At 50.4% G+C, this 24,549-nt stretch carries 25 protein-coding genes; 19 read left to right on the top strand and 6 right to left on the bottom strand.

Going from position 1 to position 24,549, the window contains the following annotated elements:
• Nucleotides 1–134: 134 nt before the first annotated feature.
• Nucleotides 135–1,064: an MBL fold metallo-hydrolase gene (locus JOE45_RS13420; RefSeq protein ID WP_210019734.1), complete on the top strand. Its 930-nt coding sequence runs from the start codon at nucleotides 135–137 to the stop codon at nucleotides 1,062–1,064.
• 79 nt (nucleotides 1,065–1,143) lie between these two features.
• On the opposite strand, the gene JOE45_RS13415 is transcribed toward JOE45_RS13420, so the two are convergent.
• A complete protein-coding gene (locus tag JOE45_RS13415; RefSeq protein ID WP_210019735.1) occupies nucleotides 1,144–1,464 on the bottom strand; it encodes a winged helix-turn-helix transcriptional regulator in 321 nt (106 codons plus the stop codon).
• A gap of 153 nt (nucleotides 1,465–1,617) precedes the next feature.
• Here JOE45_RS13415 and JOE45_RS13410 point away from each other — a divergent pair, with 153 nt between their 5' ends.
• The 4 genes from JOE45_RS13410 (at nucleotide 1,618) to JOE45_RS13395 (ending at nucleotide 4,933) form a co-directional block, all read left to right on the top strand.
• The gene (locus JOE45_RS13410; protein ID WP_210019736.1) at nucleotides 1,618–2,388 is read left to right on the top strand and encodes a DODA-type extradiol aromatic ring-opening family dioxygenase; all 771 of its coding nucleotides are present in this window, start codon (nucleotides 1,618–1,620) and stop codon (nucleotides 2,386–2,388) included.
• 32 nt (nucleotides 2,389–2,420) lie between these two features.
• The gene (locus JOE45_RS13405) at nucleotides 2,421–2,834 is read left to right on the top strand and encodes a DoxX family protein (protein ID WP_210019737.1); all 414 of its coding nucleotides are present in this window, start codon (nucleotides 2,421–2,423) and stop codon (nucleotides 2,832–2,834) included.
• Between the two features lie 215 nt (nucleotides 2,835–3,049).
• Nucleotides 3,050–3,700 (top strand): DsbA family oxidoreductase, encoded by a 651-nt coding sequence (locus tag JOE45_RS13400; protein WP_210019738.1) that lies wholly within the window; start codon nucleotides 3,050–3,052, stop codon nucleotides 3,698–3,700.
• A 99-nt stretch (nucleotides 3,701–3,799) separates the two neighbouring features.
• A complete protein-coding gene (locus JOE45_RS13395) occupies nucleotides 3,800–4,933 on the top strand; it encodes an NADH-dependent flavin oxidoreductase (protein ID WP_210019739.1) in 1,134 nt (377 codons plus the stop codon).
• A 34-nt stretch (nucleotides 4,934–4,967) separates the two neighbouring features.
• Here the strand turns inward: JOE45_RS13395 and JOE45_RS13390 are convergent, their stop codons facing one another.
• Entirely contained in the window at nucleotides 4,968–5,903 is a 936-nt protein-coding gene (locus JOE45_RS13390) for a ketopantoate reductase family protein (protein WP_210019740.1), read from the bottom strand.
• Between the two features lie 148 nt (nucleotides 5,904–6,051).
• Nucleotides 6,052–6,726: an SOS response-associated peptidase gene (locus JOE45_RS13385; protein WP_210019741.1), complete on the bottom strand. Its 675-nt coding sequence runs from the start codon at nucleotides 6,724–6,726 to the stop codon at nucleotides 6,052–6,054.
• Between the two features lie 145 nt (nucleotides 6,727–6,871).
• On the opposite strand from JOE45_RS13385, the gene fdhF reads away from it, so the two are divergent.
• The 8 genes from fdhF (at nucleotide 6,872) to JOE45_RS13345 (ending at nucleotide 13,371) form a co-directional block, all read left to right on the top strand.
• Complete coding sequence (fdhF, locus tag JOE45_RS13380; protein ID WP_210019742.1) at nucleotides 6,872–9,850, top strand: formate dehydrogenase subunit alpha; 2,979 nt, start codon at nucleotides 6,872–6,874, stop codon at nucleotides 9,848–9,850.
• Nucleotides 9,825–10,307, top strand: a complete 483-nt coding sequence (locus JOE45_RS13375; RefSeq protein ID WP_210019743.1) for a helical membrane plugin domain-containing protein — start codon at nucleotides 9,825–9,827, stop codon at nucleotides 10,305–10,307. Before fdhF ends, JOE45_RS13375 begins: the two co-directional genes overlap by 26 nt.
• 22 nt (nucleotides 10,308–10,329) lie before the next feature.
• Complete coding sequence (locus JOE45_RS13370; RefSeq protein WP_210019744.1) at nucleotides 10,330–10,572, top strand: heavy-metal-associated domain-containing protein; 243 nt, start codon at nucleotides 10,330–10,332, stop codon at nucleotides 10,570–10,572.
• A gap of 29 nt (nucleotides 10,573–10,601) precedes the next feature.
• Nucleotides 10,602–10,745 (top strand): hypothetical protein, encoded by a 144-nt coding sequence (locus JOE45_RS13365; protein ID WP_210019745.1) that lies wholly within the window; start codon nucleotides 10,602–10,604, stop codon nucleotides 10,743–10,745.
• A 167-nt stretch (nucleotides 10,746–10,912) separates the two neighbouring features.
• Nucleotides 10,913–11,632: an MBL fold metallo-hydrolase gene (locus JOE45_RS13360; protein ID WP_210019746.1), complete on the top strand. Its 720-nt coding sequence runs from the start codon at nucleotides 10,913–10,915 to the stop codon at nucleotides 11,630–11,632.
• Between the two features lie 13 nt (nucleotides 11,633–11,645).
• Complete coding sequence (locus JOE45_RS13355) at nucleotides 11,646–12,242, top strand: TetR/AcrR family transcriptional regulator (protein WP_210019747.1); 597 nt, start codon at nucleotides 11,646–11,648, stop codon at nucleotides 12,240–12,242.
• 196 nt (nucleotides 12,243–12,438) lie between these two features.
• Nucleotides 12,439–12,741, top strand: a complete 303-nt coding sequence (locus tag JOE45_RS13350; RefSeq protein ID WP_210019748.1) for a hypothetical protein — start codon at nucleotides 12,439–12,441, stop codon at nucleotides 12,739–12,741.
• Nucleotides 12,742–12,912: 171 nt separating this feature from the next.
• Nucleotides 12,913–13,371 carry a hypothetical protein gene (locus tag JOE45_RS13345; protein WP_210019749.1) on the top strand — a complete coding sequence of 153 codons (459 nt, stop codon included), beginning with the start codon at nucleotides 12,913–12,915 and terminating at the stop codon, nucleotides 13,369–13,371.
• Nucleotides 13,372–13,597: 226 nt separating this feature from the next.
• Here the strand turns inward: JOE45_RS13345 and JOE45_RS13340 are convergent, their stop codons facing one another.
• The 3 genes from JOE45_RS13340 to JOE45_RS13330 form a co-directional block, all read right to left on the bottom strand.
• The gene (locus tag JOE45_RS13340; RefSeq protein ID WP_210019750.1) at nucleotides 13,598–14,329 is read right to left on the bottom strand and encodes a YwmB family TATA-box binding protein; all 732 of its coding nucleotides are present in this window, start codon (nucleotides 14,327–14,329) and stop codon (nucleotides 13,598–13,600) included.
• 115 nt (nucleotides 14,330–14,444) lie between these two features.
• A complete protein-coding gene (gene rbsK, locus JOE45_RS13335; protein ID WP_245246959.1) occupies nucleotides 14,445–15,371 on the bottom strand; it encodes a ribokinase in 927 nt (308 codons plus the stop codon).
• Between the two features lie 83 nt (nucleotides 15,372–15,454).
• On the bottom strand, nucleotides 15,455–16,495 hold the full coding sequence (locus JOE45_RS13330; protein ID WP_210019752.1) for an SMI1/KNR4 family protein: 1,041 nt from the start codon (nucleotides 16,493–16,495) through the stop codon (nucleotides 15,455–15,457).
• 145 nt (nucleotides 16,496–16,640) lie between these two features.
• On the opposite strand from JOE45_RS13330, the gene JOE45_RS13325 reads away from it, so the two are divergent.
• From JOE45_RS13325 to JOE45_RS13300, 6 genes are read left to right on the top strand one after another with little or no spacing between them, the layout of a single operon-like run.
• Nucleotides 16,641–19,046, top strand: coding sequence for a DUF7408 domain-containing protein (locus JOE45_RS13325; protein WP_210019753.1), 2,406 nt, complete (start codon nucleotides 16,641–16,643; stop codon nucleotides 19,044–19,046).
• A gap of 8 nt (nucleotides 19,047–19,054) precedes the next feature.
• On the top strand, nucleotides 19,055–19,984 hold the full coding sequence (locus tag JOE45_RS13320; protein ID WP_210023305.1) for an ABC transporter ATP-binding protein: 930 nt from the start codon (nucleotides 19,055–19,057) through the stop codon (nucleotides 19,982–19,984).
• A gap of 8 nt (nucleotides 19,985–19,992) precedes the next feature.
• The gene (locus JOE45_RS13315; protein WP_210023306.1) at nucleotides 19,993–20,874 is read left to right on the top strand and encodes an ABC transporter permease; all 882 of its coding nucleotides are present in this window, start codon (nucleotides 19,993–19,995) and stop codon (nucleotides 20,872–20,874) included.
• 12 nt (nucleotides 20,875–20,886) lie between these two features.
• Entirely contained in the window at nucleotides 20,887–22,557 is a 1,671-nt protein-coding gene (locus JOE45_RS13310) for a hypothetical protein (protein WP_210019754.1), read from the top strand.
• A gap of 37 nt (nucleotides 22,558–22,594) precedes the next feature.
• A complete protein-coding gene (locus tag JOE45_RS13305) occupies nucleotides 22,595–23,584 on the top strand; it encodes an AAA family ATPase (protein ID WP_210019755.1) in 990 nt (329 codons plus the stop codon).
• On the top strand, nucleotides 23,581–24,480 hold the full coding sequence (locus JOE45_RS13300; RefSeq protein WP_210019756.1) for a DUF58 domain-containing protein: 900 nt from the start codon (nucleotides 23,581–23,583) through the stop codon (nucleotides 24,478–24,480). The genes JOE45_RS13305 and JOE45_RS13300 overlap by 4 nt, the downstream gene beginning before the upstream one ends.
• Nucleotides 24,481–24,549: the final 69 nt, after the last annotated feature.

Raw genomic sequence — 24,549 nt, 5'->3', positions numbered from 1 at the left:
TTTATCCTCCAAGATCGGCATTATTTACGAAGTCATTTTTTGCCTTTGGAGTTCAATTTATGCATTTAAGTTTTTCGTTCTGAACAGATATAATGAACATAGCAACATTATTGCAAACGCGGATAGGGGGACTTATGAAAAGAAGCCGTTATCAAAACTATGATGGTACACAAAATACACATACGTATTCTGACATGATTCGTTGGTACAAAGAAAGAAAGGCAAAAAAGAAAGATTTATCAAACTCCATTCCTCACGCAGCCCAGAAGGAAATCCGGAGACTTCAAGAAAATCGCACATTGTTTTCCATGACTTGGATCGGGCACTCTACTTTTTTGATCCAAATGAATGGTCTGAATATCTTAACGGATCCGGTATGGGCTAAGCGGATGGGTTTCGGTCGTAGATTGACGGAGCCGGGACTTCCCATGGACGCTCTTCCGGAAATCGACATCGTATTGATATCCCACGGCCACTATGACCATCTGGATTTCGGCTCGATCAGGAAGCTCAAAGGATCTCCCGTATTCTATGTTCCGGTCGGGTTGAAATCGGCCTTTATCCGGAGAGGCTACCAGAACGTAATTGAAGCCAATTGGTGGGATCGGTTTACGCATGAAGAGATTACCATCTCTTTCGTACCTGCGCAGCATTGGACAAGGAGGACCGTATCCGATATCAATACTTCTCATTGGGGCGGGTGGATTGTAGAAGATCCGAAGACGGCCAAATCGGTTTATTTCGTGGGGGATACCGGCTATTTTAGAGGCTTTAAAGATATAGCGGATCGGTATGAAATCGATATCGTCCTCATGCCGATTGGCGCTTATGAACCTGAGTGGTTTATGGCCACTTCTCACATTAATCCGGAAGATTCGATCAAAGCATTCCTGGAATTGAAAGGGAGAATGTTTATTCCTATGCATTACGGAGCGTACAGGCTTGCCGATGATACGGGACCGGAAGCTTTAGAAAGGCTGTATAAAGAGTGGGATCGACTGCAATTAAAGAAAGATATATTAAATGTCATGGCCATTGGCGAGTCTTATTGGATTAAGCAATAAATACGGTCTATGACATAAGAGAACGCTCGTTTAGGCAGAAGATACATTTCTACCCAAACGAGCGTCTTTTTTGTTTTATTTAAAGCTCGACAGGCTCAACCCAGGTTAAGGACCAGCCCTCGATTCCTCTAATGACAGGTTCTAATGCAAGCCCTTTTTCCGTTAAAGAGTATTCAATTCGAACGGGCGTTTCGGGAAAGACATCGCGCTGGATAATGCCTTCCTGTTCCAATTCCTTCAATCGCTCTGACAGGAGTCTGCCGCTGATCGGAAGTGCCGATTCAATGGTGCAGAAGCGTTGGGGGCCTGAAAGAAGCTGATGAATGATCAATCCAACCCAGCGTTTACTTACCATTTGCATTCCTTTTTCAAACCTAGGGCACAATGAAGAGTGGTTCATTATTGTCACCTCACTATAACCATATTATAGCTTAAATTCATTTTAAATAATATAGTTACACTTTAAAAATTAATTACTTGACAGAAACTTATTATTAATATAAATTAACTTACATAAAGTAACTAGTTGACTTAATGATGAGGAGGTTGAGTTATGGTTCCGTCTTTATTTTTAGCGCACGGTTCCCCGATGCTTGCCATTGAAGATACGGTTTACAGCGATTTTCTGAACACCTTATCTCAGCAGCAGGTGAAGCCCAAAGCGATCGTCATTTTTACCGCGCATTGGGAAAGCGAAGTTCTTACGATTTCGTCTTTGGACGGTGCGTACGATACTATTTATGATTTTGGCGGATTTCCTGATGAGCTGTATCAGATTAAATATCCGGCCAAAGGCTCAACGGAAATAGCTTCGATGGTAGAAGAAAGATTCAAACAGCGAGGCATCCCGGTTAAGAAGGATACAATCAGGGGACTTGATCACGGAGCCTGGACTCTATTATATCGGATGTATCCCAAAGCTGACATTCCTGTGGTACAAATTTCTGTTCATCCTTATTTGTCACCTGAGAAACAGTTTGAGATTGGCGAGTGCCTTCAAGGGTTGGGAGAAAAAGATATCTTGGTGATCGGCAGCGGGGTAACCGTTCATAATTTGGGTATGATTCATTGGGGACAATCCACGCCGGAGCCTTGGTCGGTTGCTTTTGACGACTGGCTTATTGATAAGGTGGAAAAAAGAGATCTGGAATCGCTTTTCAACTATGAAAAGCTGGCGCCGTACGCGCGTCAGGCTGTACCGAGACCAGAGCATTTCGTGCCGTTTTTTATTGCAATGGGCAGCGGAAATCTGGAATCGGCGCCAAAGATCATCCATCGGAGCTATGATCTTGGAACCTTAAGTTATTTGAGTTATCAATTCTAAATGAAAATATAAATCATGGGAGAGAATGAATAATGAACACGAAATACGAGGTAGGCTCACTTATTTTGAGATTGGTAGTAGGTATTACTTTCTTGGTTCATGGATTGATTAAGTTTCAGAGCGGTATAGATAACATTGCCGGTTGGTTTACAAGCATCGGCTTACCCGGATTTGCGGCATACGCCATTGCTATCATTGAGGTTGCGGGCGGTATTGCACTGATTGCAGGAATTGGAACCAGGGTTGTATCCGTGTTGTTTGGTTTGATCATGGTTGGGGCTATCCTAAAAGTAAAATTAGCTGCAGGTTTTGCCGGTAATGGCCAAATGGCAGGGTATGAACTTGATTTGGTTTTGCTCGCTATTTCCATTCATCTTGCCATTAGCGGCAGTAAATTGTATTCGCTTGGAAGTTTGTTCGGATCGAATACAAAGAACAATGCATGAAGAAAATAGATGTAGGCGGAGGTTCTTGCCCCATGGCCAAGGCCTTTTCTTTTTTACAGCAGGATGAGTCCAGTTGTCCATTTCTTGACATGGGCATCCGGAACATTTATTATTATTTAGCATGAACTAATAAATAATTAGTAACAAATTAAAAATATGATTCATGAGGAGGCAGCGGCTTTTTCGACTCTTTGTGAAGTGAAGGAGGTAGGATGATGACTCTCAAGATCAAGGTTTATTCCGATTATGTATGTCCGTTTTGTTATATAGCGGAGGTTCCGCTGGAGGAAGCCGTGAAAGGCAAGGATGTAGAGGTCGAATGGATGCCTTATGAGCTTCGTCCTTATCCTAACGAAACTCTTCGTCCGGAAGACGAATACTTACCTAGAGTGTGGAATCAATCTGTATATCCGATGGCAGCCCAATACGGTTTGAACATGGTGCTGCCTAACGTATCGCCGCAGCCGCATACCCATTTGGCATTTGAAGGGTTTCAATACGCTAAGGAACATGGCAAGGGGAATGAGTATACGCATCGTATGTTCGGGGCCTTTTTCCAGGAGGAGCAGGACATCGGTCAAATCGATGTGCTTACCCGAATAGCCGGCGAGCTGGGCCTTAATGAATCAGAGTTCCGCCACGCTTTAGAAACCCGTAAATACCAAGATATTCACCGGAAGGCTTTGGAGCATGCAGTTGAAGAGGCTAAAATTACGGCAGTTCCCACGTTTAAGATTGGAGAAACGGTCGTTCAAGGGGTTCGTTCCAAGGAATCGATCGAACGGATCATAGAAGAGGAGCTCGCCAAGAAGCCGAAGCTGTTGGATTTTGGTGAAGGCATGGCTTGCGGAGTGGATGGCTGCTAATCCATGGCCCAATGTAAGACGGGCCGGAATAGGTTTCGTTAAAACAACAAAAAATAGCACTAGACTCGGGTCTAGACGTTGAGGAGGCATTTAAAAATTATGAATGAAAAAATGAAGCCATTATTTGATACGTTCTCTGTAAGAAGCGGAATTGAGCTGAAAAATCGTGTGGTTATGGCACCGATGACCAATTTTTCCTCCAATCCAGACGGCACGGTGACAGACGAGGAATTGAAGTATTACGTCCGCAGATCGTCAGGAGTAGGCATGGTCATCACGGCGTGTACTTATGTAACGGCAAACGGTAAAGGGTTTCCGGGAGAGTTTGGTGCGGACACGGATGAGATGATCCCAAGCTTACGGCGTCTGGCTACTGCAATCAAAGAACAAGGGGCCAAAGCCGTATTGCAAATCTTCCACGGTGGCCGGGCATGTCCACCAGAATTAGTGCCTAATGGGGATATCGTCAGCGCAAGCGATGTAGCCGCTAAGGAGGAAGGAGCCAAAGCTCCTAGACCGCTCACAGATTCGGAAGTGGAGTCGATTGTTAAGGCTTTTGGAGAAACCACAAGAAGAGCGATTGAAGCTGGATTTGACGGGGTTGAGATCCATGGAGCTAACGGTTATTTGATCCAGCAATTTTTCTCTCCGCATACCAATCGCCGGACCGACCGTTGGGGCGGCAATGTGGAGCAGCGCCTAAGCTTCCCTCTGGCGGTTGTTAAGGAAGTAAAGCAAGCCGTGGCGTTACATGCTAAAGAGCCGTTCCTTGTGGGCTACCGTTTTTCGCCGGAAGAAGAGGAAACCACTGGGATTACCATGGCGGACACCTTAGTATTAGTGGATGCCTTGGTGGATCAAGAGCTTGATTATCTCCATGTTTCCTTGATGGATTTCTGGTCGAAACCAAGACGCGGAGTGGAGGACACAAGATCCCGTATTGAAATCATTAAAGAGCGTGCCGGAGATCGAGTGCCTATCATTGGGGTAGGGTCGATTCATACTGCAGATGACGCTTCGAAGGCTTTGGGCATCGTGCCTCTCGTTGCACTCGGACGTGAACTCATTGTAGAACCGGATTGGGTAGAGAAAGTGCAGCAAGGCCGTGAAAGCGAAATTGCGACTACCTTAACCAAGGATGATCAGCAGCGTCTAGTCGTTCCAGATCCGCTCTGGCAGGCGATTATGAACACGCCGGGATGGTTCCCTGTCGTTCAACCTTCCTCCAAATAAGAAGAAACCCACAAGCCGCGGCTTGTGGGTTATTTTATGCCCTTTGCTGTAGTAATGCGGCTTCCTCAAGGATACGAATCATTTTGTACAGCATGTCATTGATAGGGGTGGGAGTGCCATATTTTTGTCCAAGCTCACGAACCTTACCCGCTAAATATTCCACTTCTGTTTTACGGCCTGCTTCTATATCTTGAAGCATAGATGTCTTACCTTCTGGCGATAACTGATGTAATATGTCGATAAAGTTATCCATGTCCCCTTGGGATAGATGAACTCCAGCCTTCTCCGACAAGATTATCACTTCCTGCATCGCATCAGCCATCCATTGCTGTGCCTCCGGTATTTCCTGAAAAACCCGATAGGGTGCTTTGAGAACCGCTGAACATTGATTGACCCCGACATTAATCATAAACTTCCACCACATCGTATGCAGCATATTTTCTGGGATTTCATATGGAATATTCGCTTCTTCGAATAGTTCCTTTACGCGCTGCACGTTAGGTGAATAGGTTGTATTCATCTTTTCCCCAAAGCAAATCTTTCCAATTTTGGAGAAGTGAATGGATAATCCATCCCGTACGGCATCGATAGCTACGCACATGGCGTATAACAAATTATCGGTGCCATAGGCCGAGGCAAGAATTTCTTCACTCGATATTCCATTTAAAAGCGATAGGATGATCGTATGGGGACCAACATGAAGCCTCATATCACGGATGGCTTGTTGAAGTCCTTCATACTTGACGGCAACGATGACTAAATCTGCAGGTTCGGTTTCGGCATCGGGTGATACATACCGGAAAGTGTAACCTTTCCCATTGACCGTCAATTCACTAGCTTCGTAACGTTGAATTCGTTCCTGATCCGCAATCACTTGAACGCATGCGGGGTTCATATCCTGCAATCTGCTCGTATAGGCGGCACCAATGGCTCCAAGTCCGATAACAGACACTCTCTCGATTTTTTTCATTTGATAGACACCCTTTTAGAATATTTTATATGAAGACAATTATAGCAATAAATGGATCTATTACGGAATGATAATTTCACACCAAATCATATGTAAGAGCATCACTAAAACCACTCCAAAGCCATGGAGTGGTTTTTTAAAGCATTCATTAGCCGCCAGCCATGACCTCTTGTATACACTCGGGAACATCATTCTTTGCATTTCCCACCATTGGAGATACGGGGTAAGCCTTCATTTCTTCCGTAGGGAAAGGTTTAAGAAGAGGCAGGAGCGATTCCATGTCTTGGATCTCCCTGTTTAACCAAACAGCTTCGTTCTGTGGGGTTAATATCACCGGCATGCGGTTATGAATATCGGCAACAAGCGAATTCGGCATTGTCGTAATAATGGTGCAGCTGCTAACCTTCCGGCCGTCCGGTGCAATCCATGTGTCGTACAGGCCGGCCATGCTAAACATCTTTTCGGACTTTAACAGGACCCTCATCGGTTGTTTGCCTTCGTTCGTCTGTTTCCACTCATAAAAACTATCTGCGGGAATCAGGCATCTTTTGCGAGCAAAGGGGACTTTAAATGCCGGCTTATCCTTCAAGGTTTCAGCACGGGCATTCGTCATCATCGTTTTTTCATCCTTTGCCCAAGAGGGAAGGAGTCCCCACTTTAACGGTCCGATCCTGTTTTCGTGTCCGTCATGGATTACAGCCAAAACCATCTGAGAAGGGCTTATATTGAATCGGGGCTGATAGGCAACCGAGCTGGATACGTTGGAGTAAAAGTGGAGCATCAATTCTTCTAGCGTCACGGTAAGCGTATATCTGCCGCACATAAATCCTCCCCGAATTGCAGGTATTTTCTAAGCATTATACTACATCATTGAGTGATTAGCTTCCATTTTGTTCGCTCTTGAGTTTAGATTTTCTTTAATTGGAAACCATATGGGCATTAGGATAGCTATACTAGGTGGTGTAAACATGAAGGAACAAACATTTTCTATTCAAATTAACAATGAGGAGTACGCATATACTCCTAACCAAAGTATTTTGGAGGTAGCCAAGGCTCACAAATATTACATCCCACATGTCTGTTATCATGAGAACTTGGGCGCTATTCAATCTTGTGATACTTGTATGGTGGAGGTAGACGGTGAGTTAAAACGGGCCTGCGCCACCGCGGCGATACCCGGAATGAGAGTCGATAGCAAGTCGAAGCGGGCGAAGGATGCCCAAATGGAGGCCATGCAGCGGCTTTTGCAAAATCACGAGCTCTATTGCACCGTTTGTGACAATAACAATGGGAACTGTACCGTACATAATACGGCGGAATACTTGCAAGTCGAGCATCAAAAGTATGAATTTGCGCCGAAGCCGTATCCTCCGGACAACACGCATCCATTTTATCGCTATGAGCCTGATCAGTGCATCCTTTGCGGGCGGTGTGTTGAAGCCTGCCAGGATCTTCAGGTGAATGAAACGCTAACGATCGATTGGAGTCTGGAGAGGCCGCGGGTCCTTTGGGATAATGGAGTTCCGATTGATCAATCCTCTTGTGTATCCTGCGGACACTGTATAACCGTATGTCCATGCAATGCGCTAATGGAAAAAACGATGCTCGGAGAAGCGGGGTATTTGACGGGTATTCCCAATAGTCTGCTTTTACCTATGATTGATCTGACCAAAGAAGTCGAGCCTAGTTATCAGGAAATCTTCGCCATATCCGAAGTCGAAGCGGCGATGAGAAAGTCCCGGATCGAGCGTACCAAGACGGTGTGTACCTATTGCGGCGTCGGCTGCAGCTTTGAAGTGTGGACCAAAGATCGTGAAATTCTCAAGATCGAACCCCAGGTGGAAGCGCCGGTAAACGGGATTTCGACGTGCATCAAAGGAAAGTTTGGATGGGATTTTGTAAACAGCGAGGAGAGATTAACCAAGCCATTAATTCGTAAAGGCGATGTGTTTGTAGAGGCCACATGGGACGAGGCTTTGAATTTGATCGCAACCAAATTGAAAGAAATGAAGGAGACATATGGCCCCGATTCGATCGGCTATATTGCTTCCTCCAAATGCAGTAATGAAGAGAACTTCATCTTCCAAAAGTTTGCCCGCGCTGTGATGGGATCTAACAATCTGGATAATTGCTCCCGTTATTGCCAGTCTCCGGCAACAGCAGGGCTTATGCGTACGGTAGGGATTGGGGGAGATTCAGGAACCATTGTGGATATCGCCAGTGCGGAATTGGTGCTAGTGGTCGGAGCGAACCCTGCGGAATCTCATCCGGTATTGGCAACGCGGGTCAAGCGTGCTCATAAGCTCCACGGTCAGAAATTGGTGGTCGTCGATCTTAGAAAGCATGAACTGGGGGAAAGGGCAGACCTCTTCCTTCGTCCGAAACCGGGCAGCGATTTGATTTGGCTGTCCGCCGTGACCAAGTACATCCTTGAACAAGGGTGGGAAGATAGAGAGTTCTTGAAACAGCGGGTGAACGGCTATGAAGAATACGTTCAATCCCTGGAACCCTACACATTGGAATATGCGGAAGAACGGACAGGACTCACGAAAGAAAATATAATTCAGATTGCGACGATGATTCATGAATCCAAATCGACTTGTATTTTATGGGCCATGGGGGTCACCCAGCATATTGGAGCAACGGACACCAGCACGGCAATATCCAATTTATTGTTAATCACAGGTAACTATGGACGTCCAGGAACAGGAGCCTATCCATTGCGGGGACATAACAATGTGCAAGGGGCTTGTGATTTTGGGACGATGCCAGCCTGGTTCCCGGGTTATGAAGCGATTCAGGACGAGAAAGTTCGTGCCCGATATGAGCGGGCTTGGGGGGTTAAGCTCCCGGAAAAACCGGGCATGAATAACCACCAGATGGTTGAGGGCATTCATGACGGAAAACTGAAAGCCATGTATTTGTTTGGGGAGGATATGGCGCTTGTTGATTCCAATTCGAATCACGTGCAAGCCGCCTTTGAAAAACTCGAGTTCTTCGTTGTTCAAGATATTTTCTTTTCAAAAACCGCCCAGTTTGCCGATGTGGTGCTGCCCGCGGCGCCTAGTCTTGAGAAAGACGGGACTTTCACCAATACAGAGAGACGGATTCAGCGTTTTTACAAGGTGTTCGAGCCTCTCGGAGATTCCAAGCCGGATTGGGAAATCATCCAAGAGATAGCTAATCGTTTTGGGGCTAATTGGAACTACAAGCATCCGAGTGAGCTTATGGATGAAGCGGCAAGCCTTGCTCCTATTTTTGCGGGGGTCAGTTATGAACGACTGGAAGGGTGGAAAAGCCTGGTATGGCCTGTCGCTGCCAACGGAGTAGATACACCTCTGCTTTATCTAGAGAAGTTTGGATTTCCCGATGGAAAGGCCAAATTGTTCCCGGTTCAATGGACACCGCCGTATGAAGCAGGAGAAGGATACGATTTGCATTTAAACAACGGTCGATTGCTCGAGCACTTCCACGAGGGAAATATGACCTACAAATCCAAAGGGATTACACATAAGGTGCCAAGTGAATGGCTAGAGGTGTCACCCGAACTGGCCAAAGAACGCGGCATCGATAATGGCGCATTGGTTCGTCTCACCTCGCCTTATGGAGTAGTGGAGGTACGAGTAGAGGTGACGGATCGGGTGAAGGGGAATGAATTGTATTTAACGATGAATTCAGCAGAAGACTTGTCTGCGGTGAATCGTTTGACGAGCAGTTATCATGACCGGATTACGCACACGCCGAATTATAAAGAAATGGGTGTAAAGATGGAAGTGTTGGAAGCAAAGGGAGAGCGGCCGCTGCCGCGTGTGAATCATCGTTTCGGAAATCGTGTGCCGCAGCTCGGCGTTAAGGTAGAAGAGAAGTGGGAGCGTTCCGATTATATACCGATTTCGGAGATCATTGATGGGGGGGCAAGCCATGGCGAAGGCAATTACCAACATTGAAAAGAACATCCCCAATCAGGTAGAAGAAGATTCACAAGCGATTCAGCAGCTGTTACAAGCCGCTGCGAACCATTCTGTACCGCTGATTAAATTTTTGGATATACTACATGAATTGAACCGGCAAGGAGTGCTGGACGCGCTGCAGGGAATGTTGAAAAACAGCGAGCAAATCGCTTTGATCGGGATCCATCAGTTGAATAAACCCGGTGCTCACCGGATAATTAAGAATGGTATGGGAGCTGTGCAAATGTTGAGCCAAATCGATCCGGCCAAGCTTCAAACGATCCTGCAAGGCGTGGCCTCAGGGGTAGAGCATGCCGCCCAAGATGAACCCGCCAAAAAACAAGGATTATGGGATATCCTCAGAACATTGCGCGGGCGGGAAGCCAGCGCCTCTTTATCCATGATGACCAAGTTTTTGCAGGGGATGGGTAAAGGCTTGAACAAATCTCATTAACTGTGCTGAACGGGGTGTCGAGATGATTGCAAGAACGATTGTCATTCAAGGAATGGATGACCAGGAGGATGTCCATAAAGTCATTCAGGCCCTTCATGAGGTTTGGGGCATACAAAAGGTGGAGATTAGCTTGAGCAGCAAAGAGGCGATATTATTCTATGACGAAACAGCGGCATCCTTTCGTGATTTTGAGCAAGCTGTTCATGAACTGGGATTTGAAGTCAAGACAGAGAATGCCGCTGCGGACCCTAGCTTGGATGGCTGATACTGGAATTATGGCAGGAGGAAAAGGGAATGCCTATGATCTGTGAAGTTTGCGGAAGTGTTGAAGACTCTGTGGAATTAAGTGCTCTAAACGAACATCTTCATGTTTGTGCGAACTGTATGATGGACCGGCAGCATCCTGAGGTTTCAGGGTTGTGGGATGAAGAACAGTAACAGAGTGATGGACGAAGGGGCTGCTTATCGTCCGTGAGACGCAGCCTCTTTTTTATTTTTAATATGAAACAACCCTGATATTGGAAAATTAGCACTTGCAAAAACTAATAACATTAGTTATATTAAAACTAATGTTATTAGTTTTTTTGTGAAAAAGGGATGTTTTCATGCGAATCATTCAGGAAAATAGCATATACCAATTGACTTTTCTACCGCGTTGGTTTCCGGTAAATTGTTATTTAGTTGAGGAAGATGAAGGCTTGACGTTGGTGGATGCTGCACTGCCTTACAGCTCGAAGGGAATTTTGCAGGCGGCCGCTCAGATCGGTAAGCCGATTACACGGATCGTATTAACCCATGCGCATGAGGATCACGTAGGTGCACTCGACGCGCTCAAAGAAGTACTTCCCGAGGTTCCCGTGTATATTTCGGCGAGGGATGCGCGACTGCTCGGCGGAGACCGTACGCTAGACCCGGACGAACCGGATACCCCGATTCGCGGCGGCGTACCCCGTAAACTCCGAACGCGGGCGGATGTCCAGCTCCAGGACGGAGAGCGAATCGGTTCGCTGCTTGCTGTGGCGGCCCCAGGCCATACGCCGGGCTCGATGGCTTTCCTAGACACGCGTACCCGCTCTTTGATCGCAGGCGATGCCTTGCAAACCAGGGGCGGTATCGCGGTGTCAGGGCAGCTTCGACCCTGGTTCCCATTCCCTGCCATGGCCACGTGGAATAAGCAAGTGGCGCTGGAGAGTGTACGCAAGCTAAGAGAGTACAGTCCTTCGCTGCTGGCGGTGGGACACGGACGAATGCTGAAGCAGCCGGAAGCCGCTATGGATCGAGCCCTCGCCGACGCCCGGCGAAATTTAGAACAGACTATGAACTAAAGGAGCATACCCTATGTCCCCTAGAATGGGTCTTGATTTGCAAACCATTATACAAGCCGCTGTGGAGCTTGCCGATACACATGGAATCGATGAAGTGACTCTTGCCTCGCTTGCCGGCAAATTGGAGATTCGTTCGCCATCGCTTTACAATCATGTGAACGGACTGCACGGCTTGCGCAAAAAGCTTGCCATCCACGGTCTCGAACAGCTTCACTCTGTCATGACCCGCGCTGCGGTGGGGAGGGCAGGAGATGATGCGGTGCGTGCGCTGGCAGAAGCCTATATCTCTTTTGCCCGCGCGCATCCCGGCTTGTACGAAGCTACTCTTCGCGCGCCTGATCCGCAGGACCCGGACATTCAGCGGGCGGGAGCGGAGATCGTGGAACTAGCCGTCCGCGTGCTGAGCGCCTACGATTTGGAAGACGAAGCGGCGCTTCATGCCGTGCGCGGACTGCGAAGCATTCTCCACGGCTTCGCTTCACTCGAGCAGCGGGGAGGATTCGGGCTCCCGCTCGACCTCAATGTGAGTCTCCTGCTCTTGATCGATACCTTTCTTGCAGGAATTCATATCATGAAGTCAGGAACGGAGTCATTACAAAATCCGGAATGAAGCATAATAACCTCAATGAATGTGAAGAAGGGAAGGATATGAATTTTTGTTATTCGTTATTCTTTTTACCGTCGGGTGCGGTTGGCTAGATGCGGATAAGCATCTCTTCACAGATGTTTTATGCACACTGGTAGCGGGTAAGGCATAGAGATTGTATAATATGGCTGTATCTATATGGAAAGAAAGGGTGAGTTCTATGAGTCCGCAAACGGCTAGAACGTTAAACCTCATTCAGCTGATCTCCGAGATCGGCATTGCTGTAGGTTATTTGATCGGCATGATTCCGTTCGTATACGCTTGGTCCGGGGCTTGGGTCGTACCACTAGCGGTTATCAGCTTGATTATTGCGGTACTGACCTCTAATGGAACGCTCATGATGACGATCATCAATGTCGTTCTGTCATTGGTCAGTTGGATTCCAGTAGTAGGCTTCGTTACCCGGATTGGCGGGATTGCCGTATCCATTATGAACATCATGAATCTCCGCAGGCGTGTGTAGATGGGATAGACATTAGGGGACGTAATCGGTTAAGCGATTACGTTCTGTTTTTTAGCCCCTGTGCGTACGAGGCTTGAACGGATGCAGCGGGAAAATCAAGCCGAGGAAATGGATAATATATAATATTTTGGTTACGTTAAGAGCATCATCAATTACGTTAGGAGCCTGACGATGATCAGTAACCGCGAGCTAAAAGGTCAGATGGATCAATTAACCGAGCAAAACCAGTATTTGACGGAAGAACTGGAACAAATCAAGGCAATGTTGAAGCAGCAAATGAGGAATCAAGGACAGAATTCCTCAAACCAAAATTCCCAGAACGCCGGCGGAGGCCATTCGCAGAGCAGTGGTTCCAGTGGTTCTAATGGAGGCAGATCCAATGGCTCCAATGGCTCTGGTGGTTCTAGTGCTTCAGGCATATCTGAACTGGCCAAAGATTTCTCTAAGCTGAAGGATTTAACGAGCCAGTTGGAAGAAAAGATGAGTAATTATATTGCCGAACAATCCTCCAACAAACCGATGAGCGACGAAGATGCCGTCAATCTCATCTTAACGATGATGAACGGAATGATAGACTGGTCGATGGATCTTCTGTCGAAGTCGTCGAATTCATCCAATCAACAGCAATAATCCGGCTCTCTAGAGAGAATGACGAAGCAGACCGTTCCTATAGGGGGCGGTCTTTCAGCATACTAAAATCCACGGCTGCTAGAGCAACCGTGGAAGGGTACAGTTGGCGGTCGGTTCACGCTTTGTGAGCTGGAAATCAGCGTGACGTGAGCCAGATTGCCGGCGGCGGCAGCGGATAGACGATTTTCGCTTATCAGCCGCCGTATGCTGGATACAGCCGCACTGCCTAATATTCCGTTGTGATGACGGGGATGCCCAAGGTTACTCTCTGCTTGCCCGTGACCGAATCCTCATGAACGGCCGCTTGGATGTTCATTTGTCGGTCTCCAGTAAGTAGTCTCGTCTGGAGATCACGCGAAAAATAAGAAACGCTGACCGTTCCATGATCTGCATAACGCTCCACTTCCTTGGCATCCAACGTATCCGGAAGCCACTCTAGAAACTTGTTGCCTTCAGAATGATCGCCTTGTAACTCCCCCTGCACCATCACGTTCCAGTGGATCGGTATGCCGAGGGCTGCCATTGTATGCTCTAACTCTTCCTGAAGTTCCAGTATATGCGCCAGTCCCGTGTCGTTATCTGTTTTCAAGCTGAGAACAAGGCTTGAGGACCGGTCCTGCATCATTCCTATATAGAGTAGAGAAAACCGTACATCATGAATCGATGCCTCCGTTTTATATGCCAGATGATCCTCCGCATGGGTAATTTGGCCGTTTACGGGCAGAGCGAAAGCTGTGCTTAACTCAGCGGCTGTCTTAACAAAATCGTCTTCATTCGTAAAAATGGAATAAGGGCTAAATTGCTTGATGAGCACCTTTTGATTACCTTCCATGACTTGATTGGATAACGAAAGCAGCCATTGTGCATCAGAATCTTCCTTCGCGCTGACATCGAATCCTTTCCAAATCACCAATGTCGCAATGATCATGATCATGATCAACCCTCTGTTTCTCATCATGCCGGGCCTCCTTAGAGCGTTTCAATGTACTCTTAGGATGACCTAATCTAGCATTTTTTATACCTCGATGGATTGATAGATAGATGAAAAGAAGAAGGGTCATTCATCTATCGATTCAACCTTCAGTTTCCATGCTGCTTCTTACCTCTTCCATGGTCGGCATGCCGTCTTGGGCGCCGAACCTCGTAACCGAGAGCGAAGCGGCGTGAATGGCAAACGAGACGGTCTCGTCGAATGCCCAGCCTGATGCCAGCCCGCAGCATAATGCCGCGTTGAATGCGTCTCCGGCGCCGGTCGTATCCACCACCTGTACCGTAGGAGCGGGTACCGTTCGGATCCGTCCGCTATCGTCTAAATAAGAGCAGCCAGCTTGTCCCCGGGTGACGATAACGGCGGGGCCGGCTGCGGTTTGAAAATCACGCAGGGCGGTTTCCCATTCAGCCTCGCTCCCTGGATTCCCGCCTGACAAGAGGGCAAACTCCGATTCGTTGGGGGTGATCCAATCCGCGAGCGCAAGCAGCTCGGACGGCAGCACTCGCGCCGGAGCGGGATTGAGCACGGTAGTGATGCCTGTCTCACGAGCAAGCTCAAGAGCATGCTGAACGGTTGGGAGCGGCACCTCCAACTGTACCAAGAGCAGTCGGGCCTCCCGAATCGCCTGTGCATGTGCAAAGACAAGGTCCGGCGTACATAAGGCGTTGGCACCGGGCACGACAGCAATGCAGTTATCCTCGCGAGTATGGTAGATGCTAGCGATACCCGTGGGAGCATCCTCCAGCTGCTCCAAGCGGTTGGTTGCGATGCCGAGCTCTTGAAACTTCCCTACAATTTGCTTGCCGAACACATCTTGGCCTACCGCTCCAATCATCGATACATCAGCTCCAAGCTTGGCGCAGCCTACCGCTTGATTAGCGCCCTTTCCTCCTGGTAAATAGCTTACATGCTGCGCCGTTACGGTTTCCCCGGCATGAGGCATACGTTCCATCGAAACGATAATATCCATGTTCAGGCTGCCTACGATAGCGATTTTTGGTTGCTTCAACGTTATTTCCTCCTTATTGAAATCGAAATTCATCAATTGCCCCGCAGTGCAAGCGGAAATCCTCTTCATTTATTTTAGCAAAATTATTGCGGTTTGAGATGCTGCAGCCCGAGACGCTGCTTTACGATCAGAGCGTTATCGCTGGTATGATCGACAAATGGTGCGCTAGCGGAAGAGAATAACATAAAGTCCTGTCCCCAATGCCCGGCACAGCCCACGTGAATCCAGTGGTGCATAAAAGCCGCAAAGTCGTAACCGAGCCGCCAGCCGTGCATGATCCCGTCCATAGACAAGTAAAGCACCTCTCCGCTCGTATGGTCAATCCCAAAATAGCTTCCGTTTCCATGTCTGCAGAACAGCAGCGAGTCAGCCCAGTAGGTTCTTCCGCCTTCTTCGTCAAGGTAGTCGAGGTCCTCTCTGATATGCTCCAAGGCCTCCAGTTGATCCAGATCCCACAGCCCGCCATCCAAATAGCCGCCGCTGTCGATGTGCCGTTCCTTGAATTCAGGTACGTTTTCGTTGTCGCTTCGATAGGTTTGGGCATGGGTTCGCAAGACAAGGGGCTTTTCTGACTCATGCAGGAACCAATGAAAATTCACCTGTTTCGAGAAGCCGCTAATCACGCTGCGGAGCGATTCCGGAAGCCGTTTGCCGAGCTTGGATTCAACGGCGCGAATTTGATTATTTGTTGCTCTGTTCCCGATCATCAGCTGGCTTTGTCTGCCTTGGGCAAGGCATGCTTCGTAGCATGCCGTCAGTGAACGGGCCCAATCCGCATAACTGTGGGCACCTGTTACCGGTGCCGTCACCTTTACGGCTTTTCCCGGTGCGATGTAAGTTCTCCCCTGGAACCGGACCCAGTGAGGAATCTGTCCTTTCTCCAAGGGCATCTCGCTCTCCAGATGCTTATGTTCCTCCAGGAATTTCATGCCTTTGGACGTAAGGATATGGCCATTACTTATAGGGCTTAACGGATGCCTGCGGTTAGGCTCCAGGTAACCTTGCTTTTCAAAAAAGCTTAACGTATCGCGAAATTGCTTCTCCGGCATGTGGTAATCTTTTGCAGCTGCAGGGGTACCGTTCCGTATGCTCGTCAATAGATGAAACAAGTATCTTACACTCATGACCTCACTCCTCAAATCCATAGTATTGAAAAAAAGGAGGGATTACCAGCAAGATTCCAATTTCCCCTTTATAAGAGCAACCTTTAAAAGAGCATTTTCGTCATAAGATTTATGTGGATATTACAACGCTTAGGAGGATCTCACAATGGAAGGGTTTCAGATAGAAAGAACGAGGGTGGTCCGATGGCTGCTCCCCCTGCTGCTTGCGCTCTGCGTTGCCATTCAAGCCTTGGCAGGCACGGTCGGCGCAGCGCCGGTGTCTTCCGGTGTGGAGCTGCAAATTCAGGCAGGCATCGACGGAAAGACCAAAGAAGGACGATGGTTTCCTGTAAAATTCACGCTGACCAGTCCTTCGGAGGATATCAGCGGTGATTTAGTCGTGCAAATGGTAAATCCATCCGGAGGCAAGGATATCACCTATGTGAAGCATATCGAGCTGCCGAAGCAAAGCACGAAGTCGGTATGGATGTCGCTGCCGGGCATGGCGCTGAACAACCGCAATAATGTGGTGAAGCTCTACCAGGGCTCGTCTGACGGCGGGACATTAGTGCCGATTGCGAAAGGCAATGATTATATTGAAACAACCGTCATGCGTTCCACTCAGGTAGGGGTACTGGCACGCGACCCGGATACGCTGAATTTTTTATCTCTTTTGAATACGCAGGGCTATGACGTGAGTGTATCCCACTTGGATATCGCGGACCTGCCGACGGAAACGATGATGCTTGACAGTCTTGACGTGATTGCAATGAACGACGTTGCTTCAGATCAGCTTGGACCGGAGCAGGTACAGGCCATTCATGGCTGGGTAGCTAGAGGAGGAAGCTTAATTTTGGCCGGAGGTGCGGGATACTCCAAGACCGCCAAAGCGTTCGAAAGCCTCTCGCCGGTCACTTATCAAGGTACGGCCTCTTTGAGCCAGCTGACCTCCTTTGAGAGCTTGGCGGCCAAAGAGTTGAAACTGACCGAACCGTTCACCGTGTCCTCGGCCGCAGTGAAGTCCGGGGATGTGCTGGCACAGGAAGGCCAGGTTCCGCTTCTTGTTCAGAGAGAAGTGGAGAAAGGCCGAGTTTGGTATGTGGGCTATGATTTAGCCTTGCAGCCGCTGGCTTCGTGGACAGGCAATGCGGTGCTCTGGGAGCAGGTGCTTCAGCCTCAACTGGTGGCCTCGAATCCCAAGAATGGTGGCCAAAACCATATGATGAACCGGTATTGGGATCTGCAGTATATTCTAGATTTTTTCCCGTCCATGAACCCGCCATCGTTCTTTTTATTGCTGACTCTATTCCTGGTATACGTCTTGTTGGCGGCCCCGCTGCTATATATATTGCTGAAAAAAATGGATAAACGGGAATGGGCCTGGGTCGTTATTCCCGTCCTTTCGATCGTGTCCAGCCTTGGTATTTTTGCCGCAGGCGCCTCAGACAAAAGCTCGATCATGACTCATACGCTCAATACGCTGGAGCTTAGCGGGAGCGGCCAAGGCACGCGGAGTGCGGCAACGGCGGTATTCGTTCCGAGCGGCGGGACTTACGAGCTGCAACTGCCGAAATCGGCCCAAGTGGTGTCTTTCAATGATCGTAGGGGATCGATGAATCAGAATGGCCAATTGGCTGGAACAACCGATCAATATTTATTCATGGAGCCGGAAGCCACGCGTTTAGCATGGACGGATGTTCCTTACTGGTCTGTCCGGAAGGCGCTGATTGAGCATGCGGAAAGCGAGCCGCTAGGCAAATTTGAAGTAGTGGCAAGCATCAACAATAACGGGATCAAGGGCGAGGTAACGAACCAAACGAAATCGGACCTAACGAACGTCAATGTATTCTATAACCGTCAGCTGTTTGCCATAGGCGATTTGAAGGCGGGGGAGAAACGAGCGATTAGCGGGAGTGTCAATACGATGCCTCAAGGCTATGTGGATTATGGCCAAATCATGTTTCCCTTCACGCATCATGCAAGACAGGATGAATTTAACCGGGAGCGGCAAATGGTTAACTCCTACATGAACAGACTAGGGAATGCCGGGAAAGGCGGCGAAGCGATGGTGATCGGCTGGAGTAAGGACGAAGAGTCGTTATACCAGGTCAATGGGAAAAAGACACAATCCGATCAACTGAATATGTGGGTGCAGGAAGTGGAGTTTCAAGTCGTACAGGGAGATCAAATTTCTATTCCTTACGGATACTTGAATCCTTCCATGGTACAGAACAATCTGCAGCAGATGCATACCGAGCCGGATGGCAACATGTATGTCAGCAGCGGTGATTTCACGTTTGAATACAAGCTGCCTGTCATTCAAGGAGCGGAATACGATACGCTTCGCATACAGAGCGTAGGAGCTTTACCGCCTTTTTTATCGCTTCAAATATGGAACGAAACAAAGAAAGATTGGGATCCTCTTGATTTGCGCGCCGTGTTCGTGCTCCAGGACGGCCGGCAGAACGATGTGCTCATCGGAGGCCGGACAATTCGGCTGAAGGCAACGGTGATGCAGGATCTAGGCTTCCGCTATCCGCAAGTGGCTTTGGAAGGAAAGGTGAAACGATGACGGCCCCAATGATCGAGATTGAGAACTTAATCAAAACCTATGGCAGCTTCACAGCATTGAAATCGATGAACATGACGGTTGCCAAAGGATCGGTGTTTGGATTTGTCGGACCGAACGGCGCGGGTAAATCGACGACGATGTCGATCCTGGCGACGCTGCTGGCACCAACATCCGGGACGGCGAAGGTCGGAGGCTACGAGGTCACGCAGCATCCTAAGGAAGTGCGTAAGCTGATCGGCTATATGCCGGATTTCTTCGGCGTGTACGATCAATTTAAGACGACCGAGTATTTACATTTTTACGGTGCAAGCTACGGGATTCCCCGAGCGGAGCGGGAAAGAATGATTCCGCAGCTGCTCGAACTCGTGAATTTGACGGACAAAGCGGATTTTTACGTCGATACGTTGTCCAGAGGGATGAAGCAGAGGCTGTGTCTGGCGCGGTGCCTCGTTCATGACCCGGAGCTGCTGATCCTTGACGAGCCGGCATCGGGGCTGGACCCCCGGGCTCGTATTGAGATGAGGGAGATTTTAAAAGAGCTGAAATCGATGGGCAAAACGATCCTGATCTCGTCGCACATTTTACCGGAGCTTGCGGAGATGGTTGACGAGATTGGCGTCATCGAGCACGGCGAGCTGATAGCCAAGGGCAAGGTGCAGGACATCCAGAACCGGATGCGGGCCAAGCGGATGCTGCATATCCGGCTCATGGACGGAGAGAAGGAAGCCGCAGAATTTTTGCGTGACCAACCGCATGTCTCTATGGTGCTGGAGGATGAACAAGGCGTACACGCGCATTTCGGCGGACAGGATGAAGAGCAGGCGAAGCTCCTTGGTACTTTGATGGCGAAGGGCTTTCGTATCGTGTCGTTCAGTGAGGCGAAAACGAATCTGGAAGATGTGTTCCTGGAAATTACCAAGGGAGGGGGCGCGACATGATGGAACGGATGTCTTGGCAGAGCAAGCTGATCAACCCTGTATTGGACAAAGAATTTCGTTTACGGATGAGAACGTTTCGTTCGCCGCTCGCGCTTATGTTTTACCTGCTGACGATCGGACTCGTGGCGCTGGGTTTCATTTATTTGAATGTGGGCGGCTTTAACGGCGGACCTGTCGGGTTCAATCCGAACCAGAGCCGGGAGATGTTCTATGTATTGAGCGTGGCGCAGCTTGTCCTTATCGCTTTCATGACACCGGGCTTAACCGCAGGCGTGATCAGCGGGGAGAGGGAGAAGCAGACGCTGAGTATTCTGCTCACGACACAGCAAAGTTCGGCTACGATCATTTTAAGCAAGCTGGTCTCCTCGCTCAGCTTTATGCTGCTTGTCATTCTGGCGACGCTGCCGGTGTACAGCATCGTTTTCCTGTTTGGAGGCATTTCGCCGAAACAGCTGGCGCTTGTCTTTTTGTTCTATGTGTTCATGATGTTCGTGCTTGGGGCATTTGGTGTGATGTTCTCCACGCTTTTCAAGCGGACGATGGTTTCCGTTATCGTAACGTATGGTTTTACGATGTTTATTTTCGGGGCTACGGGGCTGCTGTTCCTGTTTCTTCAAGGCGTGATGAGACAGGTTTATCAAGGAAGCACGTACGCTTATTCCTGGATCGGCTACGTGCTTGGATTAAATCCGGTGGCGGCGCTCCTCAGCTTGTTTGAACCGGACATTTCACGGGAGGCGTTTAATACGCGGAATAACCATTCAGTGAATCAGAACCCTCCGATCGAGCTCTGGCAAGAGTTTGTTTTGGTCTATGCCGTGCTGGCGGCAGCGGCGCTTTTGATCAGCATCCGGTATATTCGTCCGGTGCTCAAAAAACGAGGAAAGTAAGGAGGCGGCAGGATGGACGGAAGGCGTTTGTTGGAGCTGCTGAGGCCGGTCAGGCTTCGCTTGCAGTGGCTGCGTACAGCCGAGACGGGCTTGCTCGGGGCGATTGTCGGCGCCGTGGCGGGCCTTCTGCTGGCGGTGGCCGCTTGGATGCTGCCGGTAGCTTACTACCGGGTGATCGCGGCAGCGATGGTACCGGTAGGGATGGCGGCAGGCGTCGTCTACGTGCTCCTGCTGCGCAGAGTAACGCCGGAGATCGCGGCCGAGGCGGTGGACGCTTCGGGCGGGGACGACGCGGTGCGAACCGCGCTGGAATACCTGCACGAAGATAAGCCGATCGTACGGATGCAGCGCGAAGGCGCGATTCGGTACGCGGAAGCGTATGCATCGCAAGTACCGAAATGGGAGCTTAGCCCCCTGCTTCGGAGAAGGCTGTGGATTGCGGCGGGGAGCGTGGCTGCGATGGTCATTGCGGTTGCTATGCCCAGTCCGATGGACAGTGTTGTGGCCCAGAGACAAGAGGAAGCCCAGTGGGTAGATGAGCAGGAGCAAAAGGTGGAGGAGCTGAAGGCGGACATTCCCGAGGAGCTTTCTCCCGAAGGCAAGGAAGCGCTGGGGGATAGCCTGAAACGGCTGGAGGAGGGACTTGAGCAAAGCAAGACGGCTTCGGAAGCGCTTGAAGAGATGGAGAAAGCGATGAAGGAAGCGGATGTTGAAGCGCAGGAGCTCGAAAAACAGCAGGCGCAGGCCGAGGAGTGGGCGGAGCGGATGAAGCAGGAGCCGATGCTGCAGGATATCGGCGAGAGCCTGCGGCAGATGGATGAGAATGCGCTGAGCAAATCCATAGAGCAGCTGCAGAGCCAGATGTTGAAGCTCACGCCTGAGCAGAAGGAGGCGCTTGCGGAGCAGCTGGAGAAGTTGGCCTCTTTGGCGTCGAATCCGGATGTGGAGACGGAGAAGCAGCTGCGGGAAGCAATGGAGCGGGCGGCAGCCGAGCTAAAGGCGAATGCGAAAGCGTCAGCTGAAGGCGCGGCGGTGGATCCGAAGCTGCTGGAAGAGCAGCTGAAGCAGCTGGAGCAGCAGCTCGCCGAGGCGATGAAGCAGCTGCAGCAGAATGCAGCGCAGCTCGCTGCATCGGCGCAGCAGGCGGCCGGCATCGCGCAGCTCGGCCTGCCGATGGCGGGGCAGCTCGCGGCGCAGGGGGCAGCGCTGCCTGGGGCATGGGCGCCGGGCGGCCTCGCAAGCGCGCTGACCGCAGCCGGAGCACCCGCGAGCCCAAGCGGTGCGCAGCCAGGTGCAGGTGCTGTAGCTGGTCCAGGCCCAGGTGCTGGCGCAGGTGCAGGTGCGGGAGCCGGTGCAGGAGCAGGAGCCGGTGGTGGCAGTGGAGGCGGCACGGGCGGCCTGCAGGGCGGTGTCGGCAATGGGCACCGCAACCTGGTGGCAACGCCCCGCGGTTTGGAAGGCTCGGGCAACGTACAGTCCGACCAAGGCCCTACGACAGGTGGCGGAGGAGAGCTGCAGAAGGGAGGCCCTTCGCCGATGATCGACGGAACGTCAAGGCCTTACGAGGAAGTGTATTCCGACTATGCGACAGAGGCGAAGAGTGCTTTAGATCGCCATCCGCTGCCTCAGAATATGCAAAATTTAGTTCGGGATTATTTTACGGAGATTCAGCCGAACCCTTGATGGATGAAAGGGGCACAGGCAAGGGGAGGAACCGTTCATGATAGAAACGAGAGAGCAAGTCGAAGAGTGGGGGGCTGCGATCGCTGCGGTGAAGGAACAGATCGGCCGCGTGATCGTCGGTCAGCAGGATGTGGTGGAGCAGCTGCTGTGGTGCATTTTTGCAGGGGGGCACGCTTTGCTCGAAGGGATACCGGGACTCGGCAAAACGATGCTGGTCCGTACCGTTGCCGATGCGCTCGATATGAGTTTTTCGCGCATTCAGTTTACGCCGGATCTGATGCCGTCCGACATTACCGGAACGAATGTGATCCAGTTTGGTTTGAAGGGGGAGACATCTTACCAGTTCCAGCCGGGTCCGATTTTCGGCAATCTGGTTCTGGCTGACGAGATTAACCGGGCGACCCCCAAGACGCAGAGCGCGCTGCTGGAAGCGATGCAGGAGAAGACCGTGACGATCGGAACGGAGACGCATCGGCTTCCGAAGCCGTTCTTCGTGCTGGCGACACAGAATCCGCTGGAGAACGAAGGCACTTATCCTTTGCCTGAAGCGCAGCTCGACCGGTTTCTGCTGAAGATCAACGTCTCATACCCTTCCCGGGACGAGCTGAAGGAAATCGTTCGGCGTACAACGGCTTCGCAGGAAACCACGGCGGAGAAAACGGCGGATGCCGCTGCCTTGTCTGCCATACAGCAGGGCGCCAAAGAAATATTGTTAGCTGAGGATGTGCTGGATTACGCCGTTCAACTGATGATGATGACACATCCGGGAGAGCAGGACGTACCGGATTCGGTCAAACAATATGTGCGTTTCGGCTCCGGACCGCGTGGTCTGCAGTCGATCATTTCTGTGGCGAAGGTAAGGGCGCTGATTGCGGGGAGGCTGCACGTGTCGGTCAACGATATTCAGAAGGTGGCCGTTCCGGCGCTTCGCCACCGGATCTTCCTGAACTTTGAAGGACAGGCGTTGGGTGTGGGGACCGATGCGGTGATTGAGGATATCTTGACCGCAATGGAGAAACGAAGATGAGCGCGCCGAATTTAGGGCTCGATCCGAAGCTGCTGCTGCGGCTCGAGCAGATGTCGCTAGCAGCCAAGCGGCGCATCCGAGGTACGATGCAGGGCAAACGGGGCTCCAAGCAGCTCGGCGCCTCGCTGGAGTTTGCCGATTACCGCATGTACGCGCCGGGCGACGACATCCGCCGGTTCGATTGGGGCGCATACGCCCGTACAGGCAAGCCGTTCATCAAGCAGTTCATGGATGAACAGGAGCTGCAGGTGAACTTGTATATCGACGTCTCGCGTTCGATGGGCTTTCCGAAGGATGATGCTGCGAGGAACAAGCTGTTGTATGCTCAGCAGCTGGCGGCTTGTGTGGGCTTCATTGCGTTGTCCGGCTATGACCGGGTGAGCGCGCGCCTGTTCAGTGACCGGGTCGAACGGGAGCTCCCGATGCTGAGGGGCAAAGGCTCCGCACATCGTCTATTCCAGTTTTTGTCAGAGGCGGAAGCGGTATCTGGAGGAGATATAGCTGATGCTGTAATGAAGTCGGGAGCCATTCCCCGGCAGCCAGGGATGACGTGGATATTCTCCGATTTTTTGTATGAAACCGGGATTGAAGAGACGTTAAGCTTCCTGCTCGCGGCCCGTCAAGAGGTTGTCGTCGTTCAGGTGCTCTCGGAGGAAGAAGTACGACCCGTGTTGTCCGGGGATCTAAGGCTGATTGACAGTGAGTTCGGTACGGGCAAAGAGGTGGCCGTCACCGGCAGGGTGATCGAAGCGTACCGTTCAGCGGTCAGACAGTATACGCAGAGCTTGCGGCGATTTTGCCATGAGCGGGGGATGATCTACCTGCTTGCGACGACCGACGTCCCGGTAGCCGATACCGTTCAGCGCTCGCTTCGGGTGAACGGACTGTTGCTGTAAATTGTTCAGAGCAGGCGGCTCCCAGTGACGCTTTATACCCATAAAGATCAACATCGCGAATGGAGGTGA

Source organism: Paenibacillus sp. PvR098 (assembly GCF_017833255.1).
Lineage (GTDB): Bacteria > Bacillota > Bacilli > Paenibacillales > NBRC-103111 > Paenibacillus_G.
The sequence above is the reverse complement of the archived record's forward strand: the minus strand, read 5'-3'. Positions and strand labels throughout refer to the sequence as shown.